The organism is Coprococcus sp. TM115-187, from assembly GCF_027679115.1.
GTDB classification, from domain to species: domain Bacteria; phylum Bacillota; class Clostridia; order Lachnospirales; family Lachnospiraceae; genus Allocoprococcus; species Allocoprococcus comes.
This window is the reverse complement of the sequence record NZ_JAQEKS010000006.1, coordinates 17,644-33,911: the sequence shown is the minus strand read 5'-3', so window position 1 is coordinate 33,911 and position 16,268 is coordinate 17,644. Positions and strand designations below refer to the sequence as shown.

General features: G+C 42.8%; 14 protein-coding genes and 5 tRNA genes. 8 read left to right on the top strand and 11 right to left on the bottom strand.

Annotated features, from left to right (window positions below; all coding sequences use genetic code 11):
- The first annotated feature begins 26 nt into the window (after positions 1-26).
- The gene (locus PGW42_RS06215) at positions 27-1,247 is read left to right on the top strand and encodes a 6-phosphofructokinase (protein ID WP_270203699.1); all 1,221 of its coding nucleotides are present in this window, start codon (positions 27-29) and stop codon (positions 1,245-1,247) included.
- Between the two features lie 243 nt (positions 1,248-1,490).
- Here PGW42_RS06215 and PGW42_RS06210 read toward each other — a convergent pair whose 3' ends face one another.
- Positions 1,491-3,041, bottom strand: a complete 1,551-nt coding sequence (locus tag PGW42_RS06210) for a hypothetical protein (RefSeq protein WP_270203697.1) — start codon at positions 3,039-3,041, stop codon at positions 1,491-1,493.
- 572 nt (positions 3,042-3,613) lie between these two features.
- On the opposite strand from PGW42_RS06210, the gene PGW42_RS06205 reads away from it, so the two are divergent.
- Both PGW42_RS06205 and PGW42_RS06200 read left to right on the top strand, forming a co-directional pair.
- Positions 3,614-4,114: a DNA-deoxyinosine glycosylase gene (locus PGW42_RS06205; RefSeq protein ID WP_270203695.1), complete on the top strand. Its 501-nt coding sequence runs from the start codon at positions 3,614-3,616 to the stop codon at positions 4,112-4,114.
- A gap of 147 nt (positions 4,115-4,261) precedes the next feature.
- Positions 4,262-4,335: transfer RNA gene (locus PGW42_RS06200), tRNA-Arg, on the top strand.
- Positions 4,336-4,535: 200 nt separating this feature from the next.
- On the opposite strand, the gene PGW42_RS06195 is transcribed toward PGW42_RS06200, so the two are convergent.
- The 5 genes from PGW42_RS06195 to PGW42_RS06175 form a co-directional block, all read right to left on the bottom strand.
- Entirely contained in the window at positions 4,536-4,826 is a 291-nt protein-coding gene (locus PGW42_RS06195; protein WP_117824253.1) for a DUF2325 domain-containing protein, read from the bottom strand.
- A 195-nt stretch (positions 4,827-5,021) separates the two neighbouring features.
- The gene (locus tag PGW42_RS06190) at positions 5,022-5,453 is read right to left on the bottom strand and encodes a flavodoxin (RefSeq protein WP_117824252.1); all 432 of its coding nucleotides are present in this window, start codon (positions 5,451-5,453) and stop codon (positions 5,022-5,024) included.
- Positions 5,454-5,507: 54 nt separating this feature from the next.
- The gene (locus PGW42_RS06185) at positions 5,508-6,107 is read right to left on the bottom strand and encodes a DUF3793 family protein (RefSeq protein WP_118218510.1); all 600 of its coding nucleotides are present in this window, start codon (positions 6,105-6,107) and stop codon (positions 5,508-5,510) included.
- 248 nt (positions 6,108-6,355) lie between these two features.
- Positions 6,356-7,387: a 3-deoxy-7-phosphoheptulonate synthase gene (locus PGW42_RS06180; RefSeq protein WP_118218508.1), complete on the bottom strand. Its 1,032-nt coding sequence runs from the start codon at positions 7,385-7,387 to the stop codon at positions 6,356-6,358.
- A 26-nt stretch (positions 7,388-7,413) separates the two neighbouring features.
- Complete coding sequence (locus tag PGW42_RS06175) at positions 7,414-8,439, bottom strand: alpha-hydroxy-acid oxidizing protein (RefSeq protein ID WP_117557218.1); 1,026 nt, start codon at positions 8,437-8,439, stop codon at positions 7,414-7,416.
- A 180-nt stretch (positions 8,440-8,619) separates the two neighbouring features.
- Between PGW42_RS06175 and PGW42_RS06170 the strand changes: the two genes are divergently transcribed.
- Positions 8,620-9,714 (top strand): DUF4352 domain-containing protein, encoded by a 1,095-nt coding sequence (locus PGW42_RS06170; RefSeq protein WP_270203694.1) that lies wholly within the window; start codon positions 8,620-8,622, stop codon positions 9,712-9,714.
- 116 nt (positions 9,715-9,830) lie between these two features.
- On the opposite strand, the gene PGW42_RS06165 is transcribed toward PGW42_RS06170, so the two are convergent.
- The 5 genes from PGW42_RS06165 to PGW42_RS06145 form a co-directional block, all read right to left on the bottom strand.
- Complete coding sequence (locus PGW42_RS06165) at positions 9,831-12,404, bottom strand: YfhO family protein (RefSeq protein WP_270203693.1); 2,574 nt, start codon at positions 12,402-12,404, stop codon at positions 9,831-9,833.
- Positions 12,391-13,347 carry a glycosyltransferase family 2 protein gene (locus PGW42_RS06160; protein WP_270203692.1) on the bottom strand — a complete coding sequence of 319 codons (957 nt, stop codon included), beginning with the start codon at positions 13,345-13,347 and terminating at the stop codon, positions 12,391-12,393. Before PGW42_RS06160 ends, PGW42_RS06165 begins: the two co-directional genes overlap by 14 nt.
- A gap of 158 nt (positions 13,348-13,505) precedes the next feature.
- Positions 13,506-13,679, bottom strand: coding sequence for a hypothetical protein (locus PGW42_RS06155; RefSeq protein ID WP_055247602.1), 174 nt, complete (start codon positions 13,677-13,679; stop codon positions 13,506-13,508).
- Positions 13,680-13,706: 27 nt separating this feature from the next.
- On the bottom strand, positions 13,707-15,053 hold the full coding sequence (locus PGW42_RS06150; protein WP_270203691.1) for an FtsW/RodA/SpoVE family cell cycle protein: 1,347 nt from the start codon (positions 15,051-15,053) through the stop codon (positions 13,707-13,709).
- Positions 15,040-15,381: a PadR family transcriptional regulator gene (locus PGW42_RS06145; RefSeq protein WP_055156014.1), complete on the bottom strand. Its 342-nt coding sequence runs from the start codon at positions 15,379-15,381 to the stop codon at positions 15,040-15,042. Before PGW42_RS06145 ends, PGW42_RS06150 begins: the two co-directional genes overlap by 14 nt.
- 505 nt (positions 15,382-15,886) lie before the next feature.
- Here PGW42_RS06145 and PGW42_RS06140 point away from each other — a divergent pair.
- From PGW42_RS06140 to PGW42_RS06125, 4 genes are all read left to right on the top strand, one after another.
- A tRNA-Glu gene (locus PGW42_RS06140) sits at positions 15,887-15,958 on the top strand.
- Between the two features lie 35 nt (positions 15,959-15,993).
- Positions 15,994-16,066, top strand: a tRNA-Thr gene (locus tag PGW42_RS06135).
- Positions 16,067-16,094: 28 nt separating this feature from the next.
- Positions 16,095-16,168: transfer RNA gene (locus tag PGW42_RS06130), tRNA-Ile, on the top strand.
- Between the two features lie 20 nt (positions 16,169-16,188).
- Positions 16,189-16,262: transfer RNA gene (locus PGW42_RS06125), tRNA-Asp, on the top strand.
- Positions 16,263-16,268 lie beyond the last annotated feature (6 nt).

Here is a 16,268-nt window from a genome sequence, read left to right as displayed (position 1 = left end):
TATGAATAAAGAGGAGGATTTCAACTATGAATCACAATTTACTGGTCGGACAATCAGGTGGTCCTACTGCTGTAATCAACGGAAGTCTCTATGGTGTTGTCTCAGAAGGTCTGGCAAATCCGGAGATTGATAATGTCATCGGTATGGTCAACGGTATCGAAGGTTTTCTTGCCGATCACACAATAGACATGGCACCTTTAAAAGAAAATGACGAACTGGAACGTATCCGCACCACACCGGGTTCATATCTTGGTTCCTGCCGTTATAAATTACCGGAAGATCTTTCCGATCCGGTTTATCCTGAACTTTTCCAGAAATTTACCGAAAAAGAAATCAGCTATTTCTTCTATATTGGCGGAAATGATTCTATGGATACCGTAAGTAAATTATCCCGCTACGCAGCAACAGTCGGAAGTGATATCCGCATCATCGGAGTTCCGAAAACCATCGACAACGATCTGGTTCTGACCGATCATACCCCTGGCTACGGAAGTGCTGCCAAATATGTTGCTTCTACAGTACGCGAAATTGCAATTGATGCCTCTGTCTATGATAATAAACCATCTGTCACCATCGTCGAGATCATGGGACGCCATGCCGGATGGCTGACCGCCGCAAGCGTTCTTGCCCGCAAATTTAAAGGCGATAATCCGGTTCTTATTTATCTTCCGGAAGTTGCTTTCTCCCCGGATGCATTTATCGAAAAGGTAAAAGAAAAGCTTACTAAAACTTCTAATCTCGTTGTCTGCATTTCCGAAGGAATCAACGATGGTAACGGAACCTTTGTCTGCGAGCTTGCAAGTGATGTCGGCACAGATACTTTCGGTCATAAAATGCTAACCGGCTCCGGAAAGTATCTTGAAAATCTCGTAAAAGAAAAGCTTGGTATCAAAGTACGCTCTGTGGAGCTCAATGTCTGCCAGAGATGCTCTTCCTCCTGTTTATCTGCCACAGATCTGGACGAAGCCGCTGCTTCCGGCCGTTTTGCTGTAAGTGCTGCTTTAGATGGTGAAACAGGAAAGATGATCAATTTTATCCGTAAGAGTGATGACCCATACATCCTTGAATTCGGAACTGCAGACGTAAACGAAATCTGCAATAAAGAAAAAGCTGTTCCTGAAGAATGGATCACAAAAGACGGTTCCGACATCGGAGATGAATTCATCGCTTATGCCCGCCCACTGATCCAGGGAAGTGTAGAAGTACCTATGAAAGATGGGCTTCCATACTTCGCATTCCGCAAATAGTCTTGTTCACAATTTGTTCATTTATCTTTCAAAAATCCTTCATTTGTTAAACACTCTTTCTTCACAAGTGTTTTATATACTAGAATCATCAAATGATGAACAGGAAAGATTTCAAACAAATCATTTAATAAGACGTGCAGAAGTTAATAATAGAATAACTTTTTCATAATACATGCCGGGGGCTTTTAAGTCACCCGGCATCCTCCCTTTTATGGGACTTTTTCAAAAATTTCTTTCAGCGTTTTATTCTCCAACCCGGATATTTTCTCCATCGATCACAATTTTATATTTTCCCTGAAGCTGTTTAAACGCTTCTGATTCTGCAAGCTCAGGAACTGCCTGGATTGCCTTTTTTACTGCTTCTGCACATAATTCTCTTTCCATTTCCGGATTTTCACAATAACGCTCCAGATAGTTCATCCACAACCTTTCTGAATCCGGTAATACTTCAACCGCCTCTCTGCTGATCTCCCACACTTTCTCATATTCCTGCGCTTCTTCATAAATCAACTGCAGCTTTTCATAAATCTCTTCTAATTCTTCTTCATTCGATTCTAATTTTCTGATTTGTTCATATTGTTCAGCTGCTTTTAAATTCTCACCAAGTTTAAAATAGCTTTCTGCAAGATATTTTCTGACCTCACACTCCTTTTCTCCATTTGTATCCCACCGATACCACGCCTGTCTTCTAATCATCTCCTCACCAATTCTCTTTGTCAGCCTGTGCCATTTTTCACTCTCTTCCAGAACACTTACCTTCAATAGCGGGTATTGGTACAAATACACTTTCATCTGTATTTTTTCTGCACGTTTCTCCAATTCATCTAATATTTTTTTTACTGCATCTTCTGCGTTTAATCCATCCTCCTGCTGTATACTCCCTTCTTCCAGACTCGCTATGACTACCCGGTATGCATCGGAAAACTCTGTCTCCTGCATTTCCTTATCGAGACTATCCAGGCTATTCACATAATCTTCCCACGCTACATAATAAATAAGTCCCATTTCCAGATAAGGACTGTCCCCCTTTTGTTCCACAACCTCTTTTGTCTCCTTTTTCTCCTTTACTCCTTCCTGAACTCCCGCCTCTGGCTGATCCTGATCCGCTGCAATCGCTTTTGTTTCCGGCTTTTTCACTGTCCCTCCGATGATTGCTGCACTCATGATACAAACCGCCAGAATTGCAAGCAAAATCTTTTTTGCCGAAACATTATCCCTCGGTCTTTCCATTTCCCTTTCCAGAAAACCAATTTCTTTTTGCATATTTTTCAATACTTTTATGGCATTTTTCCCACTGCTATAACACTTTCCAAGCATTCTTTTCCAGACTCGCTCTTCTTTCCGTGTAAATGCCTTTGGATCCAGACATTTTTCTGCTGTAAATTCCATTATCTTTGCCAGACCATACAGATCATCCGACCGTTCTGTCTTCTGCGAAAGAACCCTTTCTTTCCTTACAAAAAGCATACGAAGCTTTTTCTTCTTCATCTGCTTTAAAAGTTCCTCGTTTCCCGGTTCATTGATATCCAGAAGGCAAAGCATGCCGTCTCCGGTTATGATCACTGCATATGGGTTCACATATCCATACGCCGCATCCTCATTTCCACAACGATAATACTGTTCCAGCTGTTTTGAAAGCTGTCTGATCCAGTCCAATACTGTTTCTTTTTCCACCCGGGTCCCCTGTTTGATATACTCCATCAAAGAACAGCCCTTTGCATAGTCATTTACCATATAACTCCAGCCATTCTGATCCACAAAACGGAGTACCGCATAGTCTTTTCTTTCTTCCATCCTGTTCCTCCCTGTGTCTGTTCATTCATATTAACTTGTCCCGAAAATGCCACATTGAATCATGTGTCTGATATCATATACTTTTCTTGTGATCTGTTTCAAAATAGAGAATGTCACCCGGCGTATCTTCAGAGTATTTCATTATACCGGATGCAATTTCCTGTAAAATAAAATTAGAATCGAATTAGAGTGACTTCACTATACACTGACATCCGCCACTTTACAAGCAGAACTTTTTTCAATAATTCACAAACTTTTTATTCCAAAACCAGTCACTAATCTTTTTATTTTCTATAATCTCCTGACAGTCACAGGGATTCCAGGGTTTGTGCATTCTGCCAGACTGGTTACTGTTCACAGTACCTGTGACCAGCAACGCATCTCGCCATTTTAAATCGCCTTTGGCGATGGGCGAGATGCCATTCAAGATAAAACGTGCATCCTCCGTGCCAATCAGCGTAGTGATTGACACGGGAGTGAACAGTAACCCAGACTGTACTTTTTCCCACTTGCTTTTCACTCCCGTATCGCTTATCCTTTTATTGAATATATTTATGAAAGAAGGCATACCTATGGCTGAATCTTCACATGTACTTCACGAAATCCATCCTGTATTTAACACCGACTCCCGCATTCTGATCCTTGGGAGCTTCCCTTCTGTAAAATCACGGGAAAGTCAGTTTTTCTATGGGCATCCAAGAAACCGTTTCTGGAATCTTATTGCCACACTTACAGATGAACCACTTCCTGTCGGCATAGAAGAAAAAAAATCACTGCTCCTTGCACACCACATTGCCGTCTGGGATGTGATCGCCTCCTGTGATATCGAAGGCTCCAGTGACAGCAGTATCCGCAATGTCGTTCCCAATGACCTTACAGAGATTCTTCAGACGGCATCCATCCGGCAGATTTTCACCAACGGTGGCACTGCAGACCGCTTATATAAAAAATACTGTTTTCCACAAACTCAGCAAAAAGCAATCTGCCTGCCGTCCACAAGTCCGGCAAATGCAGCCTGGTCAAAGGAACGCCTGCTTACCAAATGGAATCAGATCTGTCCTTATCTTGAATAAGAGCCAGCAAACTTTCCTTAATCGCCCCGTTCAAAAATGAGGTCAAGATTTTTTGAACTTTTTTCATTTTAATACTTGACATATTATTTTTTCTGATGTATACTCAATTTTGTTGTTGAGCAACACAGTTCAACACACAATATAAATGTGCGTTTAGCTCAGCTGGATAGAGCGTTTGGCTACGGACCAAAAGGTCGGGGGTTCGAATCCTCTAACGCACGCTGTAAGAGGTCTTTCGTGAGAAAGACCTCTTTTTTGTATGTGCCAAGCTGGGCACATATAAAAAGTGCCCAGATAATTTTCATACCAGGACACATTCATTTCATTTCTTTTCGCTTTTCCACTCTGCATTCTATCCAAGTGCCACATCCAGCGTCGTTCCAATAAAAGGGATCATGATCCCGGTAAATAAATTCATGCTTTAAACTGCTGCTCCTGCTTCCTGTGTTAAAATTTCTGTCAGAGCCGCACCACTGCTTGTATGGCAGCGAACCACCTTCGCATTGCTTCTTTTTGCCTCATCAAGCGCGGTTTTTACCATCTTGTGCGATACTGTATTTGTAAAAAGTACAAACAGGTCAGGCTGTCCAAGCTGCTTATTCAGATCGGCAGACATATGCGTAAATACTTTAGCTTTACATTTAAACTGTTTGCATATTTTTTTATACTGACAGACCATTCTGTCATGACCTCCTACAATTACAATGCTCATTCTTATCCATCTCCTTAATTTTAATAATGATTGTGATTTTTTTGTATGCCGCCCCGCAGAAACGGAGCGGCTCTTTTTTGATGATTATTTAGCTTTTAATTTTTGTTTTTTATTTGTTTTTGATTTGATTATAATTTTATTTGATTATTTAACTTTTTTCGGTTTTCTGTTTTATTTAAAAGGTATTCGTATTTCTTATAAGCCAGCCACCTCCCTGCCGAGTGACTCACACTCATCTATTGCATCTGCTCCCGGTGTTCCGTGGCAGATAAGTCCTTCTCCGCCGACGATCTGTGCGCCAGCCTGTTCCATTCTTTCAGCCCATGTACGCATCCATTCGCCGTCGCCCCAGTCATAGGATCCAAACAGGGCAACCTTCTTTCCTGATGCAAATCCTTCCAGTTCAGATACAAACGGTTCTACCGTTCCGTCTTCCAGTTCCTCGGCTCCCATTGCAGGGCATCCAAGTACCCAAACAGTCTGATCCTTCAAATCAGCAGGTGAAATAGTTTCCATCGGTACTACATCAGCACTTTTCCCTGCTGCTGTAATTCCTGCTCCAATTGCCTGTGCCATTGCTTCTGTATTTCCTGTTCCGCTCCAATATGCTACACAAATATCACTCATTTTTAAATTCTTCCTTTCTTTTTTTCTTTCTATCATCTACCAGGTTTTCTTCATTTATGCAGGCTGTATGTCAAATGGCTGTCTCACACTTCTTGCTGCATGCCACAGATCCTTCCCTGCCTGCATTTCCCTGATAAATTCCTCTTTTACAACGTTATAGATAGAAAACATTTTCTTGCGTTCCTCCACGTTCTCATACACTTTCCAGTATCCCTGATACAGGAAATCTTTTCCGTTGTGCTCAATAAACCCTTTCACATCTGCAAGTGGATATCCGAGGAAAATTCCAAGTTCATGTGGAAATTCTGCACTTCCATGCTGATATCCTTCAAATCTCAGATTCATGATCTGAAGCATCTGCGGAAACTCAAATCCCCGATAGCCAAGTGTATCAAGAAATTCGCTGTATTCTTTTTTTTCAAGGATTTCAAGGATCTCTTCTTCTCTGTAGATCAGCCATACTTTTCGGGCTCCGCTGTCGCAAAGCATGCTGTATGAAATTCCCATCTCTTTCAGACTTTCCGCAACTTCCTTTTCACTTACATTTTTCAAGGTCAGAATATTGGATGGCTTTACACCGGTCAATACCGGAGCACACTGCCATGCAATTTCCATCTGAGCAGATGTCTGTACATCTTTCTGCATCCAGTTCATGTTGTTTTCCTCTTGTATGGGTTTGTTTAAATTTATTTTAGTTAGCTTTTTCTAACTATCTATAGTCTACTATATTAGTGGGATTTTGTCTATAGAAATTTTCGAGAAGTTTTCTCATTAACATACAATTTATGTTTTTACAACATACATTCTATCTGCCCTGAAAATATATCTTACTGTAATTTTGCAATCATTTCTGCAAAAAAAGTGTATCAAAGTTTTTCAACCTTGATACACTTCTTTTACAATTAACAATCTTCCGCAATCTTATCGATCAGTCTCACTGTATCTTCCCATCCAATACACGGATCCGTAATCGATTTACCGTATACCATATTTCCGCCGATATCCTGTCTTCCTTCTACCAGGTAGCTTTCTACCATTACACCTTTGATCAGTTTTTTCAGCTTTGGATCATAATTTCTTGTGTGCAGTACCTCACTTACGATTCTGAGCTGTTCTTTGTACTGCTTGTTAGAATTGGAATGATTGGCATCAATGATCGCTGCAGGATTCTTCAAATTCTTCTGCTCATACATATCCAGAAGTCTCTTGCAATCCTCATAATGGTAGTTTGGAATCGTTGTACCATATTTATCCACGCCGCCCCGCAGGATCACATGTGCCAGATCATTCCCACCTGTCGTCACATCTTGCCCACGATAAATGAAGCGGTGCGGTCCCTGTGCTGCAACAACAGAATTGAGCATTACCGATAAATCTCCACTTGTCGGATTCTTCATCCCAATCGGGATATCCATTCCGCTCGCAGTCAAACGGTGCTGCTGGTTCTCAACCGAACGCGCACCAATCGCTTCATAAGAAAGAATATCATCCAGATAACTTCTGTTCTCCGGATAAAGCATCTCATCTGCTGCTGTCAGATAAGTCTCCTGCATGGCTCTGATATGCATTTTACGGATTGCAATGATTCCGGCAAGCAGATCCGGTGCCTGCTCCGGATCCGGCTGATGCAACATTCCCTTGTATCCCTCTCCGGTTGTACGTGGCTTGTTCGTGTAGATTCTTGGAATAATCATCAACTTATCCGATACTCTGTCATTTAACTTTGCAAGCCTGTTCACGTACTCACATACCGAATCTTCATTGTCCGCCGAACATGGTCCGATGATCACCACGAATTTGTCTGATTTCCCTGTAAAAATATCACGGATCTCTTCATCCCGCTTCGCCTTGATAGCTTTTAATTTATCCGATAACGGATATTCGTTTTTCAGGTCTGCCGGTAATGGCAGCTCTGCGTTCACTCTCATTCCCATTGTATTATCCTCCTGCATGTATTTTTCTAGTCCTGATAATATCTTACCATATCTCTTGTAATTTCTGAAACAGAATGTGCACCGCACATCTGCATGGCATCTTTGAGTTCTGCTCCCAGCTTATCAATGTAAAGCTTCACACCTTCTTCTCCACCGCCATAGACCGCTACAACGAACGGCCGGCAGATCAGTACACCGTCAGCACCAAGTGCAAGTGCCTTGAAAATGTCTGTACCGGAGCGAATCCCTCCGTCAACCAGAATCTTCATAGAACCGTTCACTTCTTTTACAATCTCTTCCAGCACTTCTGCAGTTGCCGGACACTGATCCAGCACTCTTCCTCCGTGATTAGATACGATGATCGCATCGGCACCTGCTTCTTTTGCTTTTCTCGCGCCTTTCGCTGTCATCACGCCTTTGACGATAAATGGTCTTCCAGCCATCTTCACAATCTCGGAAAGCTCCTGTACATTCTTGCTTCCTGCCGGCGGATTCATATTTTTCAGAAACGGAAGTCCTGCCGCATCAATATCCATCGCTACCGCAAATGCTCCTGACTTCTTCACCAGTTCCATCTTCTCCCGGACAGTATCCAGATTCCAAGGCTTTACTGTAGGTATCCCGCATCCATCATTTTCACGGATTGCCTCCGTTGCAGCCTCCATTACCTTTGCATTCACTCCATCTCCGGTAAATGCGGCGATTCCGGCATCTGCACAGGCTGATACCAGTACATTGTTATAAGAAACATCATCATACCTGTCACTGTAGTGCAGATTCACGGCTCCAACCGGTCCTGCAAAGAACGGCATCTTAAATTCCTTTCCAAATAAATTCACAGAAGTGTCTGCCTCTCCGCCATCACAGATCGTATCCATGTTCACGCGGATCTCCTGCCACTTTTTATAATTTCTGATCGCAGTATCACCAACACCTTTTGCGCCCGGTCCCGGTATCTGGTTTTTACATGCTCTTCCATCACAAACCGGACAGGCTTTGCAGTAAAACCCCATAGATAATTTTGCGTTTTCCATCATTTCCTGATATGTCATATCATTCCCTGCTTTCTTTTGTTTTCCTGTATCTGACAGCTTCGACTTTCTGCCACGTTACTTAGTCAGTATGATATCACTTTTCTGTCTGTTCGACAAGAATACCTCCTTGTTTTTGACAGGATTTTCCCCTATAATAAAAAACAGAACACTTGAATCATAAAGGAGACTTAACTTAGAATGAAATGCCCTGTATGCGGTCACAAAGTCCGCCCCAGCAAAAAATATCCCGGCAAATATCTCTGTGATACCTGCCGTAAAAGATTTCCGGCATCCGCTGTGATTCCGGATGATACAGATACCCGAAGTGCCAGATCTTCTGCTCATAAGCATGGATCCGTTTCCGGAAAAAAGCGCCCGGCTACCAGACAGCAGGCTTTTTTCGACGATCCCCTGAACGGACCGGAGATCTACCACAGCACAGCTGCTGCCATGCGCAGCATGCGTAAAAATGTTCCGGAAGCAGAAGAAGCAGAAGCTCAGAAGAAAACCACTGAAAAAAAAGAGACTGAAAAAGTTTCTACAGACAAACCCTTTTCCGGAAATGAATCCTCCGTACAGGAGCATGCTCCAGTTCCAGAACCAGTTATCAGCTCCGGTCAGGCAGATGAACCTGCTGCCAAACCAACGCCAGTTTCCAAAAACGATACTGCAGGCACAAAGTCCGATGCATCTTCTGATGATGTAACTTCACCAGACCAGCTAACAAACCCCAAAAAGAAACACAAAAAAAGTCTGCCGTTTATCATCATGATTCTCATCCTGATCATTATTGCGGTTATATCCTTTTTTTCCAAAATGCACACTTCTTCTGACAATTCTTCCGGCACTTCAACACCGAAGAAGACAGCTGATGCCACCAAAGAGATCTATAAGCAAAATGAGACCGCCGCATACAATGGCATTGAGATCACGATGGACAGCTACGTAGAATCCGAAGGAGATGACTGGTCTGTCCCGACAGAAGGCAATGAATTTATGTTTGTCCATATGACAATTGTCAATCAGACATCTGATGATCTGGTCATCAGCAGTATGGCAAGCTTTGAAAATTATTGTGACGATACCAAACTTGACTACAGTGCAGCTGCATTTACTGCTCTTGCAACCACAAGCGACCAGCCAAAGCTCGATGGAACGATCGCTCCCGGCGAAACCCTGGAAGGATATCTTTCTCTGGAAGTCCCACTGAACTGGTCTACCATCGAAATCCGATATACCGATAAGATCTGGTCTGATGATGCCGTTCATTTTCAGATCAAGCGTCAGGAGTAAACTACTACCTGCAGATACATGGATGGCAAAAGCAAGCTTCTTCGGAATTCTCTGTCAAATAAAAAAAGGATGCAGCTCTAAGACTGTATCCTTTTTTATTTCAGAATCTTAAAGATTCACTTCGCGCATTTTTTCTTTCTTACTGCCCCTGCGATCACAATCAGAACGCCAAGACCTGTCAGTATCTTTCCTGCTGTCACTCCAGGCGCATGATACAAAATTCTGATTTTATGTTTTCCTGCTTCCAGATGAAATCCCAGAAACGCTTTATTCACTTTTTCACATTTCACCTTTACGCCATCTATCGTCATTTCAAACCCTTTATCAAACGGAATGGACGTAATGAACATTCCATCCTTCTGATTTTTGATTCTCCCCTGGATCAGATTCCCTTTCGTCTGCTCTTTATCCACCCTGAATACACTCTGATAAAGACCGGTATCTTCATTTAATACGCCGTTATATGCACTCATATCTTTAATCGTATACTCTCCTTTTCCAAGAGATAAACGGACCGTTTTCTGCCCCTTTTCCAGTCCTACTGCATAGGTAAATACGGTATTTCTGTTATAATACACATGCTGGATTGACGAAAGTTTATTGCGCTCTCCTTCCAGGGATATTTCGATATCCTCTTTCGGTTTTTTATTTTCGATTCGAAACTGTACAAACAGAACTCCATCTTTCTCTTCCTGTTCCGGGACAGCCACTTCGAACTCCTGTTCCTTTTTCATTTTCACCTGATATCCGTTTTCAGTCGGGACAACCAGTGAAATCCCGTTATTCTTTTCCGGAATCCGAAAATCACATTTCTCTATGTCTTCTGCCAGTTTTTCTTTCACCTGTCCTGCCGATACAGTTCCGTCCTTTGTCACAGCATATCTGGTAAATACCAGCTGATTATATGGGAAATCCAGTCTGTCATATTCCGCTTCCGACATCGTCTGATCCGTCTCATAGGCAATCGGTGCTGCATTTTCATCACAGTACACATCCCCTCCCCCGGTCATCCACTTTTTTTCATATCCCGGTATATTCTGACTGGAGATCAGATATTTCACTCCCATCAGCTGTCTGAATACCGGATTCTGCGAAACCGACTGCATCAGAAAATTTCGGTACGGCTGCTCTACCTGAAAATCATTTTTACGGAAATTCTGGTAATCAGCATTATAGGAAGACGAATACAGGGATGTAATATATTGCTCACTGTTCCACACACGATTCAGATTTTCCGCATTTTCCTCTTCATTTCCAACCTGCTCGACCCGGTAGAATCCACTATCTGATGTAATTGCCTTGTCCACAGCTTTCCCGATAGACCGGCTGGTATCTTCCTCATACGCTTTCCTGCTCTCCAGATTTCCACTCTTTTCCCAGGAATAGCTTCCGGTAACAATAAGGCTCAGGATCACCGGTCCCAGAACGGCTACTGTCAGATACTTCCGAATCCATGCACTATACGCTTGTGCCACGCAGATCAACAGTGTTATGACCGCATCCAGCAAAAGTAGTTTCCAAAGGACTTCGCTTTTCACATCATCCTTCTTCAGATAAATATATATGATAATTGCCAGACATGGAAGAAGCATCCAGATTCTCGCTATTTTCTGATTTTTCAGCTTCTCCAGATATTTTGCCGTAAGATAGCACAGAAGCGGCAAAAACGGGATCAGCGACTTCGGTCTGATATAAAGTGCACCATTGAGCAGATACGAAAAAAACGGAACTGTCAGCACCACCAGACAACCAAGCGACAGGATCTTCTCATAAGCCTTTTTATAAAAAAGTCCGGTCAGCAAAATAATCAGCATCAGACAGCTAAGTCCCGGTCCATATGCCCCATACAGAAATTTTTCCAAATTGATCTGCGGTGTCAGAAGCTGCCAGATATCTGTTTTTTCTCCCTTGCTTCCGCTTCTCCCGAGAAGAGCCATCGCAGTCGGCACAAGAAGAACTCCTGCAAGCATGATTGCCGTCAGAATCCTTCCTGCAAACCGCAGTCCGTCACCTAGAAATCCTTTTACCGTAATCATCTCTTCTGCCCGCTCTTTTGTCCTTGCATACCGGTAAATTCCATATAGACCAAGCGCCAGTATTCCACCGATGCTGAAATAAAAGCTTGTCATGATCATCAGAAAGGTTCCGCCGATCAGCAGACCGGATTTTTTCTGTTCAAAATATCGGTCGATTCCAAAAAATGTCAGACAAAGAAATGGCATATAATTTACAAACATAATCTGATGCGACGACTGATAGATCATAGGTCCTGCGAAAAGAAACATCAGCGCTGTCATCCCGCTTACCGCAGCTGTAAATTCCCGGCTTTTCAGCCACCGGTACAAAATTATAACCGCTGCTGCCAGACAGACAATACTTGCCACCATCATATAATCCGACATCTTCACATTCGGCAGAAGATAACCGATCAAAACGACCGGACTAAACAATCCATAATAAGAAAAATTGTAAATATTCTGACCACCGCCAATATTTAATGCAAACTCAGGAAAAAACTGCCCTGTACGATAAAACTGCTGCCGGAAATATTCCGGGAACACACTGTGCTGACTGCTCCAGTCCACCTTTGCCCCGAAAATATTTCCTGCGCCTGTAGAGTACAGACAGGCGGCAACCGTAAGCAGGATCAGTGCCATTTCCCATAGCACACCTTTTCTACGTTCTTTCATGCTTCTGCTCCTTATCATCGCTGGAATCCTTTAAAATAAAAATCGGACGTTTCTTCGTCTCAAGATAAGTCTTTGACAGATACTCCCCTACAATTCCGGTACAGAGAAGCTGTACTCCGCTGACCATGAAAATAATACAGGCAAGTGACGGCCAGCCGGATACCGGATCTCCCCAGACCAGCGTCCTTATTACGATTACTGCGATCATAATAAAGGAAAGCACGCAGAACAGTACACCCACTACCGAAGCCAGTGAGAGCGGTGCCACTGAAAATCCAGTAATTCCCTCCACCGAATATTTAAACAGCTTCCACATGGACCACTTGGTTTTTCCGGCAGAGCGCTCAATATTATCGTACTGCAGCCATTTTGTACGGAATCCAACCCAGCCGAAGATTCCCTTTGAAAAACGGTTATACTCGCTCATTTCCAGAACTGCCTGCACCATCTTCCGCTTCATCAGCCGGTAATCTCTCGCTCCATCTACAATCTCTGTCTTTGAAATAGCATTGACAAATTTGTAAAAGCTTTCTGACAGGAAAGAACGGATACGTGGCTCTCCGGTTCTTGTGACCCTTTTTGTCGCTACATTGTCGTATCCATCCTCCTGCAGGATCTCATACATCTCAGGTAATAGCGTCGGTGGATCCTGAAGATCTACATCCATAAGTGCAACATAATCGCCTTCCGATGCTTTCAGTCCTGCATAAATCGCAGCTTCCTTTCCAAAGTTTCTGGAAAATGAAAGATATCTGCACCTGCTATCCTTTTCATTCAGGTCTTTCATGATACCAAGCGTCGCATCTGATGAACCATCATCTACAAAAATCAGTTCAAATACAACATTCTTCATCTCGTCCATTACACGGCACATTTCTTTATAATAAACAGGCAATGCCTCTTCTTCGTTATAACATGGTACTACTACCGAAATCTTATCCATATTCTTCACCTCGGAAGTAGAGTTTACTCTCTTTTTATTAAATATGCACATCCATTTTCCTTAATATTTTCTGAAAAATTTCTAAACAGAAAATTACACTTTGAAAAAAGTGTGCTCCGGCACTTTCCAGTCCCAGGGCACACACATTTTCCGTACCTTTATTCAACAATTGTATACTGAAGTAATTCATAATGAAGGCGGCTTCCTTCCCGGATCTCTTCCGGAAGAAGTGCTCTTGCTACCATCTTTGCCTCTTCCTCTGGCAGATTGGTCCGCTTCAGCATCGCATAATCTCCATCGATTCTCTCTACAATATAATCACAAACCAGCATCTTGTTCCTCCTCTTTTTTCTTCTATCTTAGCTCGCCACCGCTCTTTTTTCAACTACAAGCTCAGGAGTTACATTCTGATGCCGGTAAATACTCAGCAAAATTCCCATCAATACTGCTGAAACCATCTGGCCACTTCGTCCATATCCGAAGAACAGACACCAGGCTCCCTGACCGAACCTGGATACCCCAATGTTCGCCAGCAGTGATAACAGAAACTGAATTGCCAGAACCATCACACAGCCAAATCCCATCATCATACCAAGCTGGTTCTTCTGCTTCAGCGCGCTTCTTAAAAACCAGCACAGCAAACCGGCAATTATTGCAATACAAAGAACCATCACAAGAATTCCACAATACCCCGCAATTCCAAGCATCATATAATCCGCGGAACTGATACGGTCCCCAGTCCAAAAGTCCTCTACTCCGGTGGCGCGTCCAACTGCCATACATTTCGACAGCAGTTCCCGTACTGCCCCAAGCGTTGTCCCTTTCATCATTTGTGACTTATTCACTGCAAACATCGCCAGGATACGGCTTTTCTGATATTCCGCACCAAAGAAGAAAAAATATGCCAGTATGCCAACCGGAACTCCAACAACACTGATACCTATTCCGGTCATCACCTTTGTAACCGCAACCTGATACCATCCCTTTTCCAGTGCCAGCATCAGCATAAAGACACAGGAAAGTCCAACCGTCCCTGCCATCACAAGATCCGGACAGGTGATCAGAATCCCTGCGATAAGCAGCATCCAGACTATGGCTTTAAGAACAGCACCATATCCTTCTCCCCGGTACCGATACAACACTGCACCATACAATGGAAGAAACAGCCAGCTCATCAGCGAAAGACTTACACTGAAACCGCCGACTCCAATCCATCTTACTGCACCGTTAATCTGAAGGGCAAAAAAATGTCTCATCAGAACCATAAACAACAGATAACTGCCTGCCAAAAGCCTTGCGTGCTTCCCGATCCAGCTGTAATCCATATAACACACCAGGATCATAACCGAAAATGCCATCGCAAGCCAGAATATCTGCCGGATTCCTGCGATATATCCATAACTTTCATTCTGTTTCAAAAAGAAAGCTGCAAACATTCCACTTAAAATCTGCATCAGAGCGATTACAAAAATTGCTTTCCATGGCATCTTCGGTCTGTGGATCTGATCCATCTCCACTCCGACTTCCACCGGGTCACCCATCTCCTCCACAGCTGCCTTCTCAGCTTCTTCTTCCTTCATCCCTTCTGCCATAAAAGCCTGCTTTTGATCTTCAATATGATCTTCTACTTCCCTTGCAATAACCGGACACATTTTCTTGCAGCGGATCTGACCGGTCATCAATTCCAGATAATCACGCCGTTCCAAAACACACACCTCCGATCACCTGTAAAATAGCTTCCGAATACTCTTTCCACTCTTTCTTTTTTGCCTGATACTGCTTTTTCCCATCTCTGGTAATCCGATAATACTTCCTCATCTTTCCACCGGTCTCCTGCTCATATACGGTAAGCCATCCCTTTTCTTCCATAGAATGCAGTAGCGGATATAAGGTTCCCGCTTTTAGTTCAAATACATTGTTTGACTTTCCTTTCAACGTATCGATCATCTCATATCCATACATATCCTTCTCTTCCAGAAGGCTTAAGATCAAAAGAGTCGTACTCCCTGATATCAGACTTTTATCAACTGCCATTTCTTTCTCCCTCCTTATATCGATTATCTATATACTTTGTACCTTCATATTATATCGATAATCTATATACGTCAACTGTTTTGCTGAAATTTATCTCTTCTTCAGAAGTTTTTAAGATATTTCAGGATTTCTTTATCTGCCCGTCACATTCTTTCCATAATTTCCCGTTATACTAAATGCATAAAGTTAAGGGACGCCGGTAATCCTATATGATATAAACTCTGTAAGATTATCAGGATGTCCGCCTAAAAAATCAGGCATATGTCTTTGACCTATACCTTTTATATATATCTTCTCTCTACTCTGCCGATACAGTTTTGTATCGGCTCTTTTTTTCATCTTATGAATTTTCAGCTTTCCGACACAGATATTCCTCATTTTCTCCTTAAGCTAAAAATTTAGTCGAAAAATTTTATTTTTTTCAAAAAAACACTTGTCAAAATCATATAGTTATGCTATTATAATTTTCGGTCACTGTTATAAAACAGTTCGCCAAAATAGTTTTGGCTCCGTGGTCAAGCGGTTAAGACATCGCCCTTTCACGGCGGTAACACGGGTTCGATTCCCGTCGGAGTCACTTGGTTTAAGCCAATTGTATATACACAGCAATATGCCGATGTGGCTCAATTGGCAGAGCAGCTGATTTGTAATCAGCAGGTTATCGGTTCGAGTCCGATCATCGGCTTTTGTCCTTAGTGGGACGTATTTAATTTGGACCTTTAGCTCAGCTGGTTAGAGCAATCGGCTCATAACCGATCGGTCCCGGGTTCGAGTCCCTGAAGGTCCACTTTTTTAACAATTTCATATGGCCCGATGGCTCAGTTGGTTAGAGCGCCGCCCTGTCACGGCGGAGGTCGTGGGTTCGAGTCCCATTCGGGTCGCTTAAC

What these genes read in the sequence shown, in the direction of transcription:
- PGW42_RS06210 (WP_270203697.1), bottom strand. Translation starts at nt 3,041, where the DNA reads ATGGAAGAAAGAAAAGACTATGCGGTACTCCGTTTTGTGGATCAGAAT.
- PGW42_RS06155 (WP_055247602.1), bottom strand. Translation starts at nt 13,679, where the DNA reads ATGCTGGTTTGTGATTATATTGTAGAGAGAATCGATGGAGATTATGCG.
- PGW42_RS06165 (WP_270203693.1), bottom strand. Translation starts at nt 12,404, where the DNA reads ATGAAAGAACGTAGAAAAGGTGTGCTATGGGAAATGGCACTGATCCTG.
- PGW42_RS06145 (WP_055156014.1), bottom strand. Translation starts at nt 15,381, where the DNA reads ATGGCAGTTGATAAAAGTCTGATATCAGGGAGTACGACTCTTTTGATC.
- PGW42_RS06170 (WP_270203694.1), top strand. Translation starts at nt 8,620, where the DNA reads ATGAAATGCCCTGTATGCGGTCACAAAGTCCGCCCCAGCAAAAAATAT.
- PGW42_RS06180 (WP_118218508.1), bottom strand. Translation starts at nt 7,387, where the DNA reads ATGGGAATGAGAGTGAACGCAGAGCTGCCATTACCGGCAGACCTGAAA.
- PGW42_RS06195 (WP_117824253.1), bottom strand. Translation starts at nt 4,826, where the DNA reads ATGAGCATTGTAATTGTAGGAGGTCATGACAGAATGGTCTGTCAGTAT.
- PGW42_RS06190 (WP_117824252.1), bottom strand. Translation starts at nt 5,453, where the DNA reads ATGAGTGATATTTGTGTAGCATATTGGAGCGGAACAGGAAATACAGAA.
- PGW42_RS06175 (WP_117557218.1), bottom strand. Translation starts at nt 8,439, where the DNA reads ATGACATATCAGGAAATGATGGAAAACGCAAAATTATCTATGGGGTTT.
- PGW42_RS06205 (WP_270203695.1), top strand. Translation starts at nt 3,614, where the DNA reads ATGGCTGAATCTTCACATGTACTTCACGAAATCCATCCTGTATTTAAC.
- PGW42_RS06160 (WP_270203692.1), bottom strand. Translation starts at nt 13,347, where the DNA reads ATGGATAAGATTTCGGTAGTAGTACCATGTTATAACGAAGAAGAGGCA.
- PGW42_RS06185 (WP_118218510.1), bottom strand. Translation starts at nt 6,107, where the DNA reads ATGAACTGGATGCAGAAAGATGTACAGACATCTGCTCAGATGGAAATT.
- PGW42_RS06215 (WP_270203699.1), top strand. Translation starts at nt 27, where the DNA reads ATGAATCACAATTTACTGGTCGGACAATCAGGTGGTCCTACTGCTGTA.